Origin of the sequence: Streptomyces sp. ASQP_92, from assembly GCF_025399895.1 — a bacterium.
Lineage (GTDB): Bacteria > Actinomycetota > Actinomycetes > Streptomycetales > Streptomycetaceae > Streptomyces.
Window position 1 is genome coordinate 510002 of record NZ_JAODUA010000002.1, and the last position, 14592, is coordinate 524593.

Here is a 14592-nt window from a genome sequence, read left to right on the forward strand (position 1 = left end):
CACGCCCATGGAGTTCTACGCTCACTCATCCCCGCATCCGAACCCGGGAGCGGGAGTCACCCATCGATGAAATCGCGGCGGAGAAATGCCGGAGAACAGCCGGTCGCCGCCGGTCACATGGAGCACGCTCGCCGGCCTGATGTGACAGCCCCGTGCAAGCCATTCACCTGGAGTGCATGCTCGTGAAATTGTTGACCATTGGAGCAAAATCTTTCGGCGCCCGCCGGGCCTGACGACCGGCGGAGGTCCTTCGCCGCAACGATTTAGCCGGGGTGGCCGATAAGGATCGGTGGCTGTCCACCCGCGTCACACTTCCTCCACGGCGAGGGTGCAAACCTCCGCCGCGCCCCCCTCGCCTCCTCATATGAGCCGGACGGACAGGCTCAATCTAAGGGCTTGTGTGGGTCCGCGTCGCTAAATCTGTCACTCATATTTTGGCCACCGTCACCGTAAAGCGACGGGAACACTCGCGTACGAGCGGAACGTCACGCTGGGTATCCGGACCACTTCGCCGGCGGGCTCGAAACGGAGGGCCTCGCTCAGCAGCCGGCCGAGCGCGACCTGTGCCTCGATGCGCGCGAGGCCCGCGCCCAGGCAGTGGTGGGCACCGCCGCCGAAGCTGACGTGCGGGTTGGGCGAGCGGCCGACATCCAGCCGCTCCGGATCCTCGAACCGCTCCTCGTCGTGGTTGGCCGACCCCAGCAGCAGTACCACCACGCGACCGGGCCGGATGGTGCGCTCCCCGACGCGGATCTCGTCCACGGCCATGCGGGCGGTCGCCTGGATCGGGGCGTCGTACCGGAGGAACTCCTCGACGGCGGTGGGCAGGAGACCGGGGTCGGCCCGCAGCCTGGCCAGCTCGCGCGGGTGGCCGAGCAGTGCCGCACAGCTCGTCGCGATGAGGTTGGTGGTGGTCTCGAACCCGGCGAAGAACAGGAAGATCGTGTTGTCCACGATCTCCTCGCGGCTCAGCCGCGCCCCGGGCTCCTCGGCGAGCTCGGCCGTCAGCATCTGGGACAGCAGGTCGTCCCCCAGGTCGCGTCGGCGCTCTTCGAGCAGCGCGCCGATGTACTCCCGCAGCCAGGCGACGGCCGCGTGTGCCGAGGCCCGGTCCTCCTCGGCCACGTACAGGGCGAACGCCTTGGCGAGCTGGATGGCGTGCGGGCGCACGAGGTCCCGGTCGACCGGCGGAATTCCCACCAGTTCGCACACCACCATCACCGGAAGGGGAAAGGCGAGTTCCGTCACGGCATCGAAAAGCCCGCCTTCGAGGCCGGGCGCGAGCAGCGCCTCCACCTGCCGCTCTATGAAATCGTGCAGACGCTGCACAAGCCGCGGACTGAACGCCTTTGCCATCAGACGCCGCAGCCGCGTGTGGTCGGGGGCGTCACGGTCCAAAATGATGCGCTGGAAAAAGCTGTTCGCCGGACCGTCGCCGATGCTGAATTCATGGTATTCCGGCGGGTATTCATGGCTGAGCCGGCGGTCCCGCAGCAGCGGCACCACGTCGGCGTACCGGCTGACCACCCACTGGCCGGGACCGCCCCTGCTCAACGGTCCCGAGGCGCGCAGTTCCGCATACACCGGGTAGGGATCGGACAGCACTTCAGGGGCGCGTGAATTGAACCGCGGGGGAAGTGTCGAAGCCATGCCGCTCTCCCGTCGAAAGGCGTGATTTCGGCCCGGATCCTAGCAGCGGGAATCGTTCGGGCGGCACCGCGAGGAAGGAAAGATCTTCCTTTCGGAGTTGTTCTTTCCCTTTCCTTTCAGGGCTCATGACGGCTGGGTCCGCTGTTCTACGCTGCCAGGTGTGACCGATGTGAGAGACATGGAACTACCGCGGTTCAGTCTTGACGACGCGGCACTGCTGCGTGATCCCTATCCGGTCTACCGCAACCTGCGCGCGGCGGGCCCGCTGTGCCGGGGCGGCCCCGCGCAGTGGGTGGTCACCCGGTACGACGAGGTGGCGAGCCTGCTGAAGGACCGCAGGCTCGGCCGCGCCTTCCCCGTCGAGTTCCAGGAGATGTCGGTGGGGCCCGGGCCCGCCGTGGACTTCCTGCGGCGGATCGTCATCGACCGGGACCCGCCCGACCACACCAGGCTGCGCCGCCTGCTCACCAAGGCGCTTCCCCCGACGACCGTGCGCACCCTGGACGGCCCGATCGGCGATCTCGTGGACGAGCTGCTGACGGCGGCCGAGGAGCGCGGTTCCTTCGACGCGGTGACCGACCTCGCCCAGCCGCTGCCCGTCCTGGTGATGAGCACCCTGCTCGGCATCCCGCACGGCGACCGCGCCGAGGTGATGCGCCGTTCGCTGGACGTCGCCAAGGCCTTCGCCGTGTTCCTGCCGGAAGCCGAGCGGGCGGCCGCGCACGACGGCGTCCGGTGGCTGCGCGAATATCTGCGGGGCCTGCTGCGCAGCCGCATCGCCGCGCCCGGCGACGACCTGCTCAGCGCGATCGCGCTGTCCCGGGACGACGAACACCGTCCGCTCACCGAGGAGGAGGCCGTCGACAACGCCCTTTTCCTCTACTACGCGGGCTTCGAGACCACCACCAACCTCATCGCGACCGGCTGCCACGCGCTCCTCCACCACCCCGACGAGCAACGGAGGTTGCGCGCGGACCGCACCCTGATGCCGACCGCGATCGAGGAGTTCCTGCGCTGGGACGCCCCCATCCACACCACCACCCGGCTCACCCTGGAACCGGTCGAGGTGGGCGGGCGCACCATCCGGGCCAACCGGGTGGTGGTCCTGCTCCTGGCCTCCGCCAACTTCGACGAGCGCCAGTTCCCCGACCCCGAGCGGCTCGACCTCACCCGCCGGCCCAACGCGCACCTCAGCTTCGGCGGGGGCGTGCACCACTGCCTGGGCGCGATGCTCGCGCGCGTGGAGGGCTCCGCCGTCTTCGGCCGGCTGCTCGACCGGCCCGGCCACCTCGAACCGGCCGGGGAGGCGGACTGGCGGCCGAGCGCGGCGGGCTTCCGCTTCCCCTACTGCGCCTTCCGCAGCATCCCGGTGGCACGCGCCGAGTGAGGCCACGACGAAGGGGGCCACCGGTTTTCCGGTGGCCCCCTCGCCCGTACGCGACCGGTCCCGGGGTCAGCCCGCCGGAAGGATGTTGTGGTTGACCCGGAAGAGGTTGTCCGGGTCGTACGTCGCCTTGAGCGAGGCCAGGCGGGCGTAGTTGGGGCCGTACGCGTCGGCGACCCGCTCCGGTCCGTCGTCCCCGAGGTGGTTCACGTACACCGCGCCCGTCGTGTAGGGCAGCACGCGCTCGTACACCCGCTGGGTCCACTCCACGTTGACCGCGTCGTCGGCCGGGTCCTCCCACTGGCTCAGGACGCTGACCAGATAGCCGGTGCGGTGCGGGAACGCCGTTGCCTCGGGCGGGAGTTGGGCCATCACCCCGCCCATCAGGCCGCCGCCGACCAGGGAGAGGGCGGAGGGGTTGGTGGTGAAGCCCTCGGCGAGGATGTCCAGGGCCTCCGCGTGCAGCTCGTCGAAGTGGAAGGAGCGGGCGTACAGCCGCCGGCCGGCGACGGTGTTGTCGTCGAGCATCCGCTGGACCGCCAGATACGGCATCCGCCCCACGTGGTTGAGGAGCGGTTTGCGGCCGAGCCCGCTGAGCGGGGCCACCGCCTCCTCGCCCCCGGACTCTGGGTCGGCGTGCACATAGCCGAGGCCCACCGCGGGCTCGCCGTCCACGGTGAGGAACGCGAAGGACGTGGTCAGCGCGTCCGGGGCCGTCTTGTTGAACTCGCCGAGGCGGCGGGCGACTTCGCCGGTCTCCGCGACCGGGAACGCGAGCAGCCCGGCGAGGCAGTCGCCCTGCGGATGCAGCTTGTACTCGAAGGACGTCGCGACGCCGAAGTTGCCACCGCCGCCCCGGATCGCCCAGAACAGGTCCGCGTCGTCCTCGGCACTGGCCCGGCGCAGCGTCCCGTCGGCGAGCACCACGTCCGCGGCGATCAGGTTGTCCACCAGCAGCCCGCGGTAGCGGCCGAGCCAGCCGAGGCCGCCGCCGAGCGTCATGCCGCCGATCCCGATGTAGGACTCCTGGGAGCCGGTGACCGCGAGACCGTAGTGCATCGTCTCCGCGTCGAACTCGCCCTGCACCAGGCCGGGTTGGGCGTGCGCCGTGCGTGCGGACGGGTCGACCCGGAGGCCCTTCAGGGCGGAGGTGTCGATGACCAGGCCGCCCTCGACGCTGCCGGTGCCGGCGAAGCAGTGGCCGCCGCCCGTCACGGCGAGCAGGATGTCGTGCTCCCGGGCGAACCGCACCGCGGTGGCGACGTCGGCCGCCCCCGCGCAGCGGGCGAGCGCGCCGGGCCGCTTCTCGAAGTAGGCGTTCCAGATCGATTTCGCCCGGGTGTACTCCTGGTCCGCCTCGGTGATGAGGGGGCCGCGCAACCGCTCGCGCAACTCCTCGACGAGTCGCTCCGCAACAGTGTCGCCGGAGCTGGTGGTGAGCCGCATCGCGCCTCCCGTACGGCTGGACATCAATGGTGGCGCCCATCCAACCCCGGCCCGCCAGGGCGTCCCGCGGACCGGACAGAGTACGGAAAGGTCCGCACGGCCCGGCCGGTGCGAGCGGCCCGGTGTGGGTAGCGTGGGGTTCCCGCATGTTCCCGCATCCACGGAGTGGCTCATGTACGTTCGCCGGATCGTTCCCAACTTCCAGTCCGAGGGGCAGGCCCTCGCGGAGAGCTCCGAGTTCTACGGGGTGCTCGGGTTCGAGGAAGTGATGAATCACGGCTGGATCGTGACGCTGGCCTCCACGGACAACCCCGCCGTGCAGCTGAGCCTGATGACCAAGGACCAGACGGCGCCGGTCGCGCCGGACGTCAGCATCGAGGTCGAGGACGTGGACGCGGTGCACCGGGCCATGGTGGAGCGCGGCGCGGAGATCATCCATCCGCTGACGGACGAGGAGTGGGGCGTACGCCGCTTCTTCGTCCGCGACCCCAACGGCCGCGTCATCAACGTGCTCAGCCACTCCTGAGGCCCCGGCCACCGTCGGGCGGGACGGCCGGGCTCCGCCCGCGCGACGGGCGATGAAAGAATCACCGCTCCCTCACCGACGCGGAAACGCACACGCCGTTCAGGAGCGCCCGCCCCATGGATCTCAACCTGTTGCGCGTTCTGGACGCCCTGCTCCGGGAGAACAGCGTGACCCGCGCGGCCGAGCGGCTCGGCACCTCGCCCGCCGCCGTCAGCCGGGGCCTGGCCCGGCTCCGGCGCACCGTGGGCGATCCGCTGCTCGTCCGGGCGGGCCAGCGCATGGTCCCGACCCCCAGAGCTCTCGAACTCCGGGAAGACGTAAGGGAGTTGCTGCGCGGCTGCGACAACGTTCTGCGGCCGGGCGCCGGTTTCGAGGCCGTGCGTCTGCGGCGCACCTTCACGGTGCAGGCGACGGACCTGCTCCTCGCGGGGCTGGCCGGCCCGCTGACCGACCGGGTCCGGGCGGAGGCGCCCCAGGTGGACGTCGTCTTCCTGCCCGAGGCGCTGGAGGGCGGGCCGGCGCTGCGCCAGGGCACGGTGGACGTGGAACTCGGTGTTCTCGGCGGCCTCGACCCGGAGGTCCGTACCCGGCACCTCATCCACAAGGTGCTGGTGGGAGTCGCCCGCAGCGGCCACCCCCTGTTCGAGGGGCGCATCGACGCCCGGCGCTTCGCCGCCGTCGACCACATCGGCATCTCCCGGCACGGCAAGCGCGAAGGGCCCATCGACGTCGCCCTGGCCCGGCGCGGGCTCGAACGCCGGGTCGCGGTCGTCGTCCCCAGCCATACGAGCGCGATGATCCTGGCCCGCGACACCGACCTGGTCGCCCTCACCCTCGCCGACTGGCTGCCGGACGCAACGGCCACCCTGGGGCTGCGCACCTTCCCCGTCCCCCTCGATCTGGCGCCCGTGGACATCGGCATGGCCTGGCACCCCCGCAACTCGGCCGATCCCGGCCATCGTTGGTTCCGCGGCCACCTGGCGGCCGCGGTCCTCGCTCCCTCGTCGCCGACCGCGAACACCTGACGCCGGGCGCCGGGGGTGGCGGCCCGCCGCGCGCGAAATCGGCCAGATCCCAGGAGTTGACCGAAGGTCAGGATGTGTAACGTGCGATCTGCCGACACGACCGTCGGCGACCGGGGGCGAGGAGGAGGCAGTGAGCGGGGTAGTGATCCATCTTCCGCGCGGGAAGGGCGACACCGGCGGCGAGACGCACGGCGAAGCCGTGACACTGCGGCTCGGCCCGGGGGAGGTGGCACGTTTTGGGCGCGGCTCGGCGGCCGCCCCGGTCGAACTGCGCCTCGACGACGAGGCGATCTCCCGGCTCGCGGGTGAGATCCGGGTGACCGACGACCACTGGCAGCTCAGCAACCTCAGCCCGACCCAGAGCTATCTGGTGGAGAACCCGGAAGGCGCGGGGGAGTATCTGCGGGTGCCGCCGCGCCGGGCCGGGGCACCCATCCCCTTCGAGTTCGCCCGGGTCGTGCTGCCCACCCGCCGCAACACCTCGGTCTCCTTCCAGGTGTTCGCGCCCGACCATGTCTATCTGGACGCGGACGGCCTCGGTGGCCAGTGGGGCAGCCGTACGGTGACGGCGTACTCCCTGGACGAGACGGCCCTGTACTTCCTCATCCTGGTCGCGCTCTGCGAACCGCGGCTGCGGGACGAGTCGCCCGTCGCGGTGCCGACCACACCCCAGATCGTCGAACGGCTCGGCGCGCACCCGGCCTGCGCACGGCTCACGGCCCGGGCGGTCAGCTCGCACATCGACTACCTGGCCGACGAGAAGATGCGGATCAGTGCGCCGGCCGAGGCCGGGCCGCGCCGGGAGGCGCGCCGCAACGGCAAGCGCGAGGCGATCGTCGGACTCGTGCTGCGGTTCGGTCTGGTGCGGGAGGAACACCTGGCGCTGCTGCCGCCCCGGGCCGGGGCGGCCGGACAGGAACGGGGGACGGGGGCATGAGAGGTGGACGAGCCCACCGCGCGGGACGGCGGACCGGAGGGGGACACGGTGCGCGGTCCGGCCGACACCTCGGGAGGTGAACGCGCGGAACTCCTTCCGCCCGGCTACCGCGTGGACCGCTGGGAGGTCACCGAGCCGATCGGGAGCGGGGGTTGGGCCACCGTCTACGCGGGACGCCCCGCCGAAGGGGCCGGGGAAGGCGCGGAGGCGGAATCCGTCGCGCTCAAGGTCCTGCCGACCGCCGGGCTCTCCCCGCACCAGGCGCGCAAGGTCGCCGAGACCGCCCGCCGCGAGGTCGAGTTCGGCCGCCGGTCCTCCCATCCGCGACTGATCCGCCTCCTGGACACGGTCGTCCTGGGCGAACCCGACGATCCGCTCCTGGACGGGGCGATCGTGCTGGTCATGGAACGGGCCGAGCGCAGTCTGCGTGATCTGCTCGCCACCGGCGTGAGCGAGGCCGATGCCGCCCGGCTCGTCACCGGGATCTGCGAGGGCCTGGCCCATCTGCACCGCAGCGGGTGGGTGCACGGCGACCTCAAGCCCGACAACATCCTGCTCATGGCGGACGGCTCGGTGAAGCTCTCGGACTTCGGGCTCGTCACCCCGCTGACCGGCACCCACGGCACCCATGGCTACGCGCCCCCGATGGGCACGTTCGACTATCTGCCGCCCGAGCGCTGGAAGGCGCCGCTCGGCGAGCGCGGCGTCGAGGTGCGGCCCAGCGCCGACATCTGGGCCCTGGGCATCACCCTGCACGAATTGTTCGCCTCCGGCGCCTCACCCTTCCCCGGCGCCACTCCCATGGCACGCGGCGCCGCGACCCAGGAGTACGCCGACGGCCGGACGCCGCTGCGTCTGGACGGCACGATCGCGCCGTTCTGGCGTGCGCTGGCCACCGACTGCCTGGCCCCGACCCATACCGCGCGGGCCCCGCACACCGCGGAGAGCCTGCTGGCCCGGATCGAGCGGCGCCCGGCGTCGCAGACCGAGGAGTCGTCCGGCGCGAAGGGCGCAGGGACGTCCGGCGCGGGGGCCGCCGGGCCGTCCGGCCGGCCGGCGCCACGCCGAAGCGGCCGAAGACCGGGCGTGCCCACGAGAAGACAGGCCGCGTTCATGACCCTCGCCGTGTGCGCGGTGGGGGCCACGATCTGGCCGCACCTCGCACCCGGCACCGCGACCGGCACCGCGACCGGCACCCGGGCGGTCGAGCCGGCCGGCCGGATCAAGGTGTTCAACGCCGAACGGACCTGCCGGGACCGCTCCGACCGTGACCGCGAGTGCAGCCTGGGTCTGGCCATCGACCCGATGCGCCCCTACACGATCGACAACGTCGTGGAGACCCGGGTGTGGCACGGCGACGAACTCGCTGTCGACTGCCGGCTCGCCGAAGGCATGCCGATCATCGACGAGACGGACGCGCACTCCGCCGAGTGGTACCGCGTGCGGATCTCCCAGGGCTCCGGGTCGACCACCGCCTGGCTGCCCGCCATCCGCACCAAGGACCGCCCCTCCGTTCCCGACTGCCCGTCACCATCGACATCCCGGCGGTGAACGCGCCATGCACCGCGCCGAACCGGCCACCGGAACATGGCCAAAACCTTCGCCACGGCTTCGCCGGGTGCCTACGGAGGCCGTCAGCCGGCCAACTCGACGCGGAGGAGGGGATTCTCGCGGTGGGGCGCGGCCCCCGGCGACGGTGTGACGTGCCCTGGGGCCGCCCTCGGTTTACGGCGACCGCCCGCACGGCGGCCTCACCCGGCGCGCGCTGTCGTGCTGAGCGCGAACGACCGTGACCTGTAAGCCACTTGAGGGAAGGCGCTCCCGACGGAGACGGGAGCGCCCGTGCGCCGAACGATGCTGGGCATCCTGTCCTCCCGAGGTGATCGGACGCGATCGGACCGCGCCATGCGTTGGATCCGATCTGCCCACACCGGCCGAGGATCATGCCGTGAACCGCCTTCGACCTGCACAGTTCACCGAAGCCCCCGGCGCGTAAGGGAGTTGGCGGCGCACCTCCGAAAAACCGCCGGGAGACCACCGGACGCATCCCATGATGTGCGGCACTCCCGCCCCAGAGGAACCGCATGCCACAGACCGCACCCCCTCAACTCCCCCGAGACCCGGCACGAACGAGCCGCCGACGGGGCGGCTCACGCCGCGCGATCCCGGCGGACTCACCTGCGACCGGTGCCGTGCGGGCCTGGAGAGGACCCGTTCACCAGGGCCGGACATCGCCGCAGCGGGGCCGTGCCGCAGCAAAGTCCGGATCCGGCCAATCTCCGGAGATATTCGCGTGAAGTCTGGATCCAGCCATTCTTTCGATGTATTTCTAAGGGCACCCGATCGGCCCGGCGAGTATCGTCCTTAAGTCGGCGTACATGTGATTGAGGTCGCAGCTACCGTCGCTGACCAGCAGTCAAGATCGTTGCTAGGGTCGCATCCAGCGACATGGCGGCACATGACTGACACACATGACATTGCCGGCTTGCTCCGGAGAACAGCCTCGGCGGCAGGGATATGTCGGCGAGTGGGTGCGGCGTTCCAACGATCTTGGACTAATGCGTACCGGCACGAGGGAAAGGCATGGTCGTATGACATACGATGTCAGTGGTGTGATAGCCGAGCTGAAAAGCCGTAATTTGTTGCCGAGCGCCTATGAAACGGTGTTTGCCAGCGGTTCGCTGGTCCGCGGATGGGGAAATCCGACCAGCGATCTCGACGTACATGTGGTCACCAAGGATGTATGGACCAGCAGTATCGACGAGACCAACCATGTGGCCCTTGAACCCAACACGCTTCAGTACGAAGGCACCTTTGTGGACGGGCGCCGCTGGGACGTCGAGTACTGGACCGCGGGCCAGATCGACCAGGTTCTCTCCAAGATCACACCCGAGCAGTTCGCCGACGACCAGGGAACCTGGCGCACCCTCAGCTATCACGAGATCGCCCTGCTCGAACGCCTCCCCTACGCGGCCGCCGCCGACGACGGCCGGTGGCTCGAACGCGTCCGGGCCACCCTCGCCTCCTCGGCGCACCGCTCGGTCCTGATCGTCAACTCGCTGAAGCAGGCGGACAGTTACACCGAGGACGTCGCTGGTCAACTCGCCCGGGGCGATCTCCACAGCGCGGTCATCGCCGCCCGGAACGCCTTCAGCCACGCCGTCGACGCACTCCAGGCGAGCCTGGGGCAGTTCGGCAGTCTGTGGCCCAAGTGGCGGGCCCGCCGCATGCAGATCCTCGACCCGCGGCTCTTGCCGTTCGAGACGTACTGGGCCATCGAGACCATGCGGACCTTCGACCCCGACAACCCGCAGAAGTGGATCGAGGAGACCATCGCCGTGTGCCAGCGCATCTCCATGGAGGTGACGGTCTGATGGCCGCCGAACCCGCCGTCCGGGTGGGCCCCGCCACCGTGGCCGCCCTCCCGCTGAATGTGAAGATCCGCAATCACCGCGGGAAGACGATCGTCGGCGGATATCAGCACTTCTTCGAGCTCACCGAATCGGCCGCGTACATCTGGCGACAGATCGATGGAATCCGGACCGTCACCGATATTGCCCGGCTGATCGCCGAGGAATACGACATCGATCAGGAAACCGTCATCGAGGACGTGGTGGAGCTGTTCACCGAACTCGCCGAGCACGATGTCATCAAGATAAGCGAGAAGGAGTCCTCGCTCTGAGACGTGAAGAGAGGTCACGGGGGTGTCTCTTTTCTTCCGCCTGAGCGAGTCCCTGATACCGGGGGGTATGCAATGCTGGACGATCTCCAGTTCGGTGTCTTCGGTCCATTGACGGTACGGCGAAATGGGCACGTCACGGAAATTCCCCAGGCCAAGCACAGAATTGTCCTGGCGGCTCTGCTGCTCCGCGCCAACCGCGCGGTGACGCAGGAGGAACTCATACAGCACCTGTGGGGCGACGAGCCCCCGCTGACGGCTCGCAAGACGCTCCAGGGATACATCGCCAGGCTCCGCAAGGTGCTGGGACCGGACGCGGTGGTCAGCCGGTCCTCCGGCTATGCGATGGACGTGGACGGCGACCGCCTCGACCTCGGCCGGTTCGACCGGCTCCTGGCCCAGGCCGAGCAGGCCACCGACGCCGCCGAACGCGCCCGGCTGTTCCGGGCCGCCCTCGACGAGACCGGCGGCACCCCGCTGCTCGACGTCCCCTCGGAGAACCTCCAGCAGGGAGACGGCGCCGCGCTGCTCGAACGCTGGCTGAATGCGACCGAGCACTGGGCGGACGCGGAGATGGCGGTCGGCCGGCACGCCGAAGTGCTGCCCCGGCTCAAGGCCCTCGTCTGTGAACACCCCTTCAGGGAAAGCGCCTTGAGCCGCCTCATGCGGGCCCTGTACGGGGCCGGCCGGCAGGCGGACGCGCTCGCCACCTACCAGGAGGCGCGCCAACTGCTCGACCGGGAGCTCGGAGTGGACCCCGGCGAGGAACTCCGGGGCGCCCACCAGCACATCCTGGGCGGCCTGCATCCCGCACAGGAACGGCCGGACCAGGAGGCCGCCCCGGTGGGGCGCACCCTGCCCGCCCCACCCGCCGCCCTGTTCTCCCTGCCGCCCAGCCTCGCCGAATTCGCCCGGCCCCGGCCGGAGGCCGACATCGTGCGCCGCCTGCTCCAGGACCCGGCCCCCGCCGAGGGAACGCAGCTCCACCCCAAGACCCTCACGCTGCACGGCGGCGCGGGAGTCGGCAAGACCACCATGGCCGTGCGCGTCGCCCACGCCGTCAGCGACCACTTCCCCGACGGCCGGCTCTACGTGGAACTCGAAGGAGAGCGCGGACCACGCCAGGCGGCCGACGTACTGCGCGAACTGGTCTGCGCGCTCGGCGTGCTGCCCTCGGACGTGCCCAGGGAGCCCGGCGCCCTGCTCGCCCTCTACCGGGGTCTGCTCTCGCACCGGCGCATCCTGATCGTCCTGGACGGCGCGGCGAACGAAGCCCAGGTACGGCCGCTGCTCCCGTCCTCCGCCACCTGCGCGGCCCTGGTCACCAGCGTCGCGATGCTGCCCACCCTCGGCGGCACGGAACATGTACGCCTGGGGCTGCTCACGACCGCCGAGGCGCTCGACATCCTCGGCCGGATGATCGGCCCGGAGCGCGTCGCCGCCGAACCGGACGCCGCACGGGAACTGATCGAGCGGTGCGGGGCGCTCCCCCTGGCCGTGCGCATCGTGGGAGCCCGGCTCCTGGAACGGCCGCACTGGCAACTGGCGCAACTGGCAAGCCGGTTGAGGCTGGAGGCCCGACGGCTCGACGAACTCGCCGTAGGCGAACTCAGCGTGCGCGACAGCCTCGCCCTGAGCTATCGCAGCGTCGAGGCGTCCGAGCGCAGGGCGTTCCGGTTACTCAGCCTCCTGGAGATGCCCTCGTTCCCGGTGCGGGTCGCGGCCGCCGCGCTCGGGCTTCCGGCCGACCGCACGGAGGAGTTCCTCGAACGGCTCACCGCCCGCCACCTCCTGGAGGCGGACTTCGTGGCCGGCAGCGGGGTCCGGTTCTCCTTCCACCCGCTGGTCCGGCTCTTCGCCCGGGAGCGCACCTTCGACGAGGACTCCGTGCACAGCCGGCACGAAACCGTACGCAACGCCTTGCGCGCCTGGTACGACAGCCCCGCCCGGCCACCCGCCCCGCCGCGCGCCGCCCCACCGGGTCTCGGCCCCACCCTCCTGGGCGGCCCTCCGGCCCCCGTGGAGCTGAGTCCCGTCTGAACCGGCCCGCGTCGGCGAACCGCCGGTGATGCGCCGGCCGTATCCCCACCCCGCCGGCGTCCCGGCGTTCCCACCCCCGGACCCGGGCCACCGGCCGCGTCCACGGCCGGTGAGTCCCCTGGACGCGGGCCCGCACAGAATCGAGGAGAGCGGCGTTGATCGAACGCTATGCACGGCCGGAGATGGCCGAACTGTGGACCGAGGAGACGAAGTACGCCACCTGGGTCAGGGTCGAGGTGCTGGCCACCACCGCCCAGGCGGAGCTGGGAGTCGTGCCGCCCGAAGCCCTCGACGTCATCCGGCGCGCCCCCCTGCCCACGGTGGAGCGGATCAGGGAGCTGGAGCGTACGCGGGACCACGAGATCCTCGCCTTCCTCGCCGCGTACACCGAGACGATGGCGTCCGACGCCGCCCGCTGGGTCCATCACGGGATGACCAGCTACGACCTCGTCGACACCTCGCTCGGACACATCCTGGCCCGCTCGTGCGACCTGGTGACGGGCGCCGCCCACGCACTCGCCCGGCGGCTGGCCGAACGTGCCCTGGAACACTGGGACACGCCGTGCATCGCCCGCACCCACGGCATCCACGCGGAGCCGACCACCTTCGGACAGAAGCTGGCCGTCCACGCCCACGCCCTGCACCGCTGCCTGGCCCAGCTCAGGGCCGCCCGCACGGCCGTCGCCGTGGGCACCCTCTCCGGGCCCGTCGGCACCTACGCGCACATCTCCCCGCAGGTGGAGGAACGTGTCTGCGGCGAGCTGGGCCTGGGCGTCGAGCCCGTCCCCACCCAGGTGGTCGCCCGCGACCGGCACGCCCAGTTGCTGTCCGCCCTCGCCATCACGGGCGCCGTCGTCGAGCAATTCGCCCTGGAAATGCGGATGTTGCAGCGCACCGAGGTCGCCGAGGTCGACGAACCGCGCACCAGCGCCTACCAGGGCTCCAGCGCCATGCCCCACAAACGCAACCCCACCACCAGTGAACGGCTGTGCGGCCTCGCCCGCATCCTGCGGGCCAACGCCGGAGCGGCGTACGAGAACATCGCGCTCTGGCACGAGCGCGACCTCGCCCACTCCAGCGTCGAGCGGGTGATCCTGCCCGACAGCCTGACCGTGGCGCACTACCAACTCGTCTCCGCCTACGCCCTGTTGGACGGCCTGCGGGTCTTCCCCGACCGCATGGCGCGCAACATCGACCTCACCCGCGGGCTCGTCTACAGCTCCGAGATCTATCTCGACCTGGTCTCCGACGGCGCCGACCGCGAGGACGCCTACCGGCTCGTGCAGGAGGCGGCCACCGAGGCCTGGTCCTCGGGGACCGGACTCGCCGGAAGCCTGGAGTCCAGGGGAATACCGGTGCGGGACGAACAGCTCGACCCGGGACGGTTCCTCGGCAACCGCGCCCACCTCAAGACCCGACTGGAAACCCTGAACAAGGAGTTGCAGCAGCATGTGGACATGTGAGCAGGTCGTCGGCGCGAGCCTGGACGTCGCGGAGGTCCTCGACCTGTACCGGGCCTCCACGCTCGCCGAACGCCGGCCCGTCGGCGACACCGAGCGCTTCACCAAGATGCTCGCCGGCGCCAATCTGGTCGTCACCGCCCGCCTCGACGGCCGGCTCATCGGCATCGCGCGCTCGGTCACCGACGGCTCGTACGTGACCTACCTCAGCGACATCGCCGTCGATGTCGCCTTCCAGCGCCGGGGCGTGGGCCGCGATCTGATCCGCGCCACCCAGGAGGCGGCACCGCGCGCCAAGGTGGTGCTCCTTTCCGCCCCCGCCGCCGTCGACTACTACCCGCACATCGGGTTCAAGCGCCACGAGTCGGCCTGGACCCTCGACGCGCTCGGCTGAGCCCGGTCGGGCCGCCCTCGCGAGTGCCCCACTGCCGCATCGAACTGACGT

The 14592-nt window shown here is 70.8% G+C and carries 12 protein-coding genes; 10 read left to right on the top strand and 2 right to left on the bottom strand.

All coding sequences use genetic code 11. The features are described from left to right. Positions 1-444 precede the first annotated feature (444 nt). Complete coding sequence (locus tag N4G70_RS08365) at positions 445-1650, bottom strand: cytochrome P450 (protein WP_261711840.1); 1206 nt, start codon at positions 1648-1650, stop codon at positions 445-447. Positions 1651-1810: 160 nt separating this feature from the next. On the opposite strand from N4G70_RS08365, the gene N4G70_RS08370 reads away from it, so the two are divergent. Beyond that, a complete protein-coding gene (locus tag N4G70_RS08370) occupies positions 1811-3037 on the top strand; it encodes a cytochrome P450 (protein WP_261711841.1) in 1227 nt (408 codons plus the stop codon). A 66-nt stretch (positions 3038-3103) separates the two neighbouring features. Here the strand turns inward: N4G70_RS08370 and N4G70_RS08375 are convergent, their stop codons facing one another. Then, positions 3104-4504 (bottom strand): FAD-binding oxidoreductase, encoded by a 1401-nt coding sequence (locus tag N4G70_RS08375; protein WP_261711842.1) that lies wholly within the window; start codon positions 4502-4504, stop codon positions 3104-3106. Positions 4505-4652: 148 nt separating this feature from the next. Here N4G70_RS08375 and N4G70_RS08380 point away from each other — a divergent pair, with 148 nt between their 5' ends. The 9 genes from N4G70_RS08380 (at position 4653) to N4G70_RS08420 (ending at position 14541) form a co-directional block, all read left to right on the top strand. Next, entirely contained in the window at positions 4653-5006 is a 354-nt protein-coding gene (locus tag N4G70_RS08380; RefSeq protein WP_261711843.1) for a VOC family protein, read from the top strand. A gap of 116 nt (positions 5007-5122) precedes the next feature. Beyond that, positions 5123-6031, top strand: coding sequence for a LysR family transcriptional regulator (locus tag N4G70_RS08385; protein WP_261711844.1), 909 nt, complete (start codon positions 5123-5125; stop codon positions 6029-6031). Positions 6032-6161: 130 nt separating this feature from the next. Beyond that, positions 6162-6968 (top strand): serine/threonine protein kinase, encoded by an 807-nt coding sequence (locus N4G70_RS08390; RefSeq protein WP_261711845.1) that lies wholly within the window; start codon positions 6162-6164, stop codon positions 6966-6968. Positions 6969-6971: 3 nt separating this feature from the next. Further along, entirely contained in the window at positions 6972-8519 is a 1548-nt protein-coding gene (locus tag N4G70_RS08395) for a serine/threonine-protein kinase (RefSeq protein WP_399034590.1), read from the top strand. Between the two features lie 1040 nt (positions 8520-9559). Further along, the gene (locus N4G70_RS08400) at positions 9560-10342 is read left to right on the top strand and encodes a hypothetical protein (protein ID WP_261711846.1); all 783 of its coding nucleotides are present in this window, start codon (positions 9560-9562) and stop codon (positions 10340-10342) included. Next, positions 10342-10650, top strand: a complete 309-nt coding sequence (locus N4G70_RS08405) for a PqqD family protein (RefSeq protein ID WP_261711847.1) — start codon at positions 10342-10344, stop codon at positions 10648-10650. Before N4G70_RS08400 ends, N4G70_RS08405 begins: the two co-directional genes overlap by 1 nt. Before the next feature lie 72 nt (positions 10651-10722). Next, positions 10723-12687 (top strand): BTAD domain-containing putative transcriptional regulator, encoded by a 1965-nt coding sequence (locus N4G70_RS08410; RefSeq protein WP_261711848.1) that lies wholly within the window; start codon positions 10723-10725, stop codon positions 12685-12687. A gap of 155 nt (positions 12688-12842) precedes the next feature. After that, entirely contained in the window at positions 12843-14150 is a 1308-nt protein-coding gene (gene purB / locus N4G70_RS08415; protein ID WP_261711849.1) for an adenylosuccinate lyase, read from the top strand. Beyond that, entirely contained in the window at positions 14137-14541 is a 405-nt protein-coding gene (locus N4G70_RS08420; protein ID WP_261711850.1) for a GNAT family N-acetyltransferase, read from the top strand. The genes purB and N4G70_RS08420 overlap by 14 nt, the downstream gene beginning before the upstream one ends. The last annotated feature ends 51 nt before the right edge of the window (positions 14542-14592 follow it).

Coding starts and splice junctions, on each gene's coding strand:
- N4G70_RS08365 (WP_261711840.1), bottom strand. CDS start 1,650: ATGGCTTCGACACTTCCCCCGCGGTTCAATTCACGCGCCCCTGAAGTG.
- N4G70_RS08375 (WP_261711842.1), bottom strand. CDS start 4,504: ATGTCCAGCCGTACGGGAGGCGCGATGCGGCTCACCACCAGCTCCGGC.
- N4G70_RS08380 (WP_261711843.1), top strand. CDS start 4,653: ATGTACGTTCGCCGGATCGTTCCCAACTTCCAGTCCGAGGGGCAGGCC.
- N4G70_RS08385 (WP_261711844.1), top strand. CDS start 5,123: ATGGATCTCAACCTGTTGCGCGTTCTGGACGCCCTGCTCCGGGAGAAC.
- N4G70_RS08400 (WP_261711846.1), top strand. CDS start 9,560: ATGACATACGATGTCAGTGGTGTGATAGCCGAGCTGAAAAGCCGTAAT.
- N4G70_RS08405 (WP_261711847.1), top strand. CDS start 10,342: ATGGCCGCCGAACCCGCCGTCCGGGTGGGCCCCGCCACCGTGGCCGCC.
- N4G70_RS08410 (WP_261711848.1), top strand. CDS start 10,723: ATGCTGGACGATCTCCAGTTCGGTGTCTTCGGTCCATTGACGGTACGG.
- N4G70_RS08420 (WP_261711850.1), top strand. CDS start 14,137: ATGTGGACATGTGAGCAGGTCGTCGGCGCGAGCCTGGACGTCGCGGAG.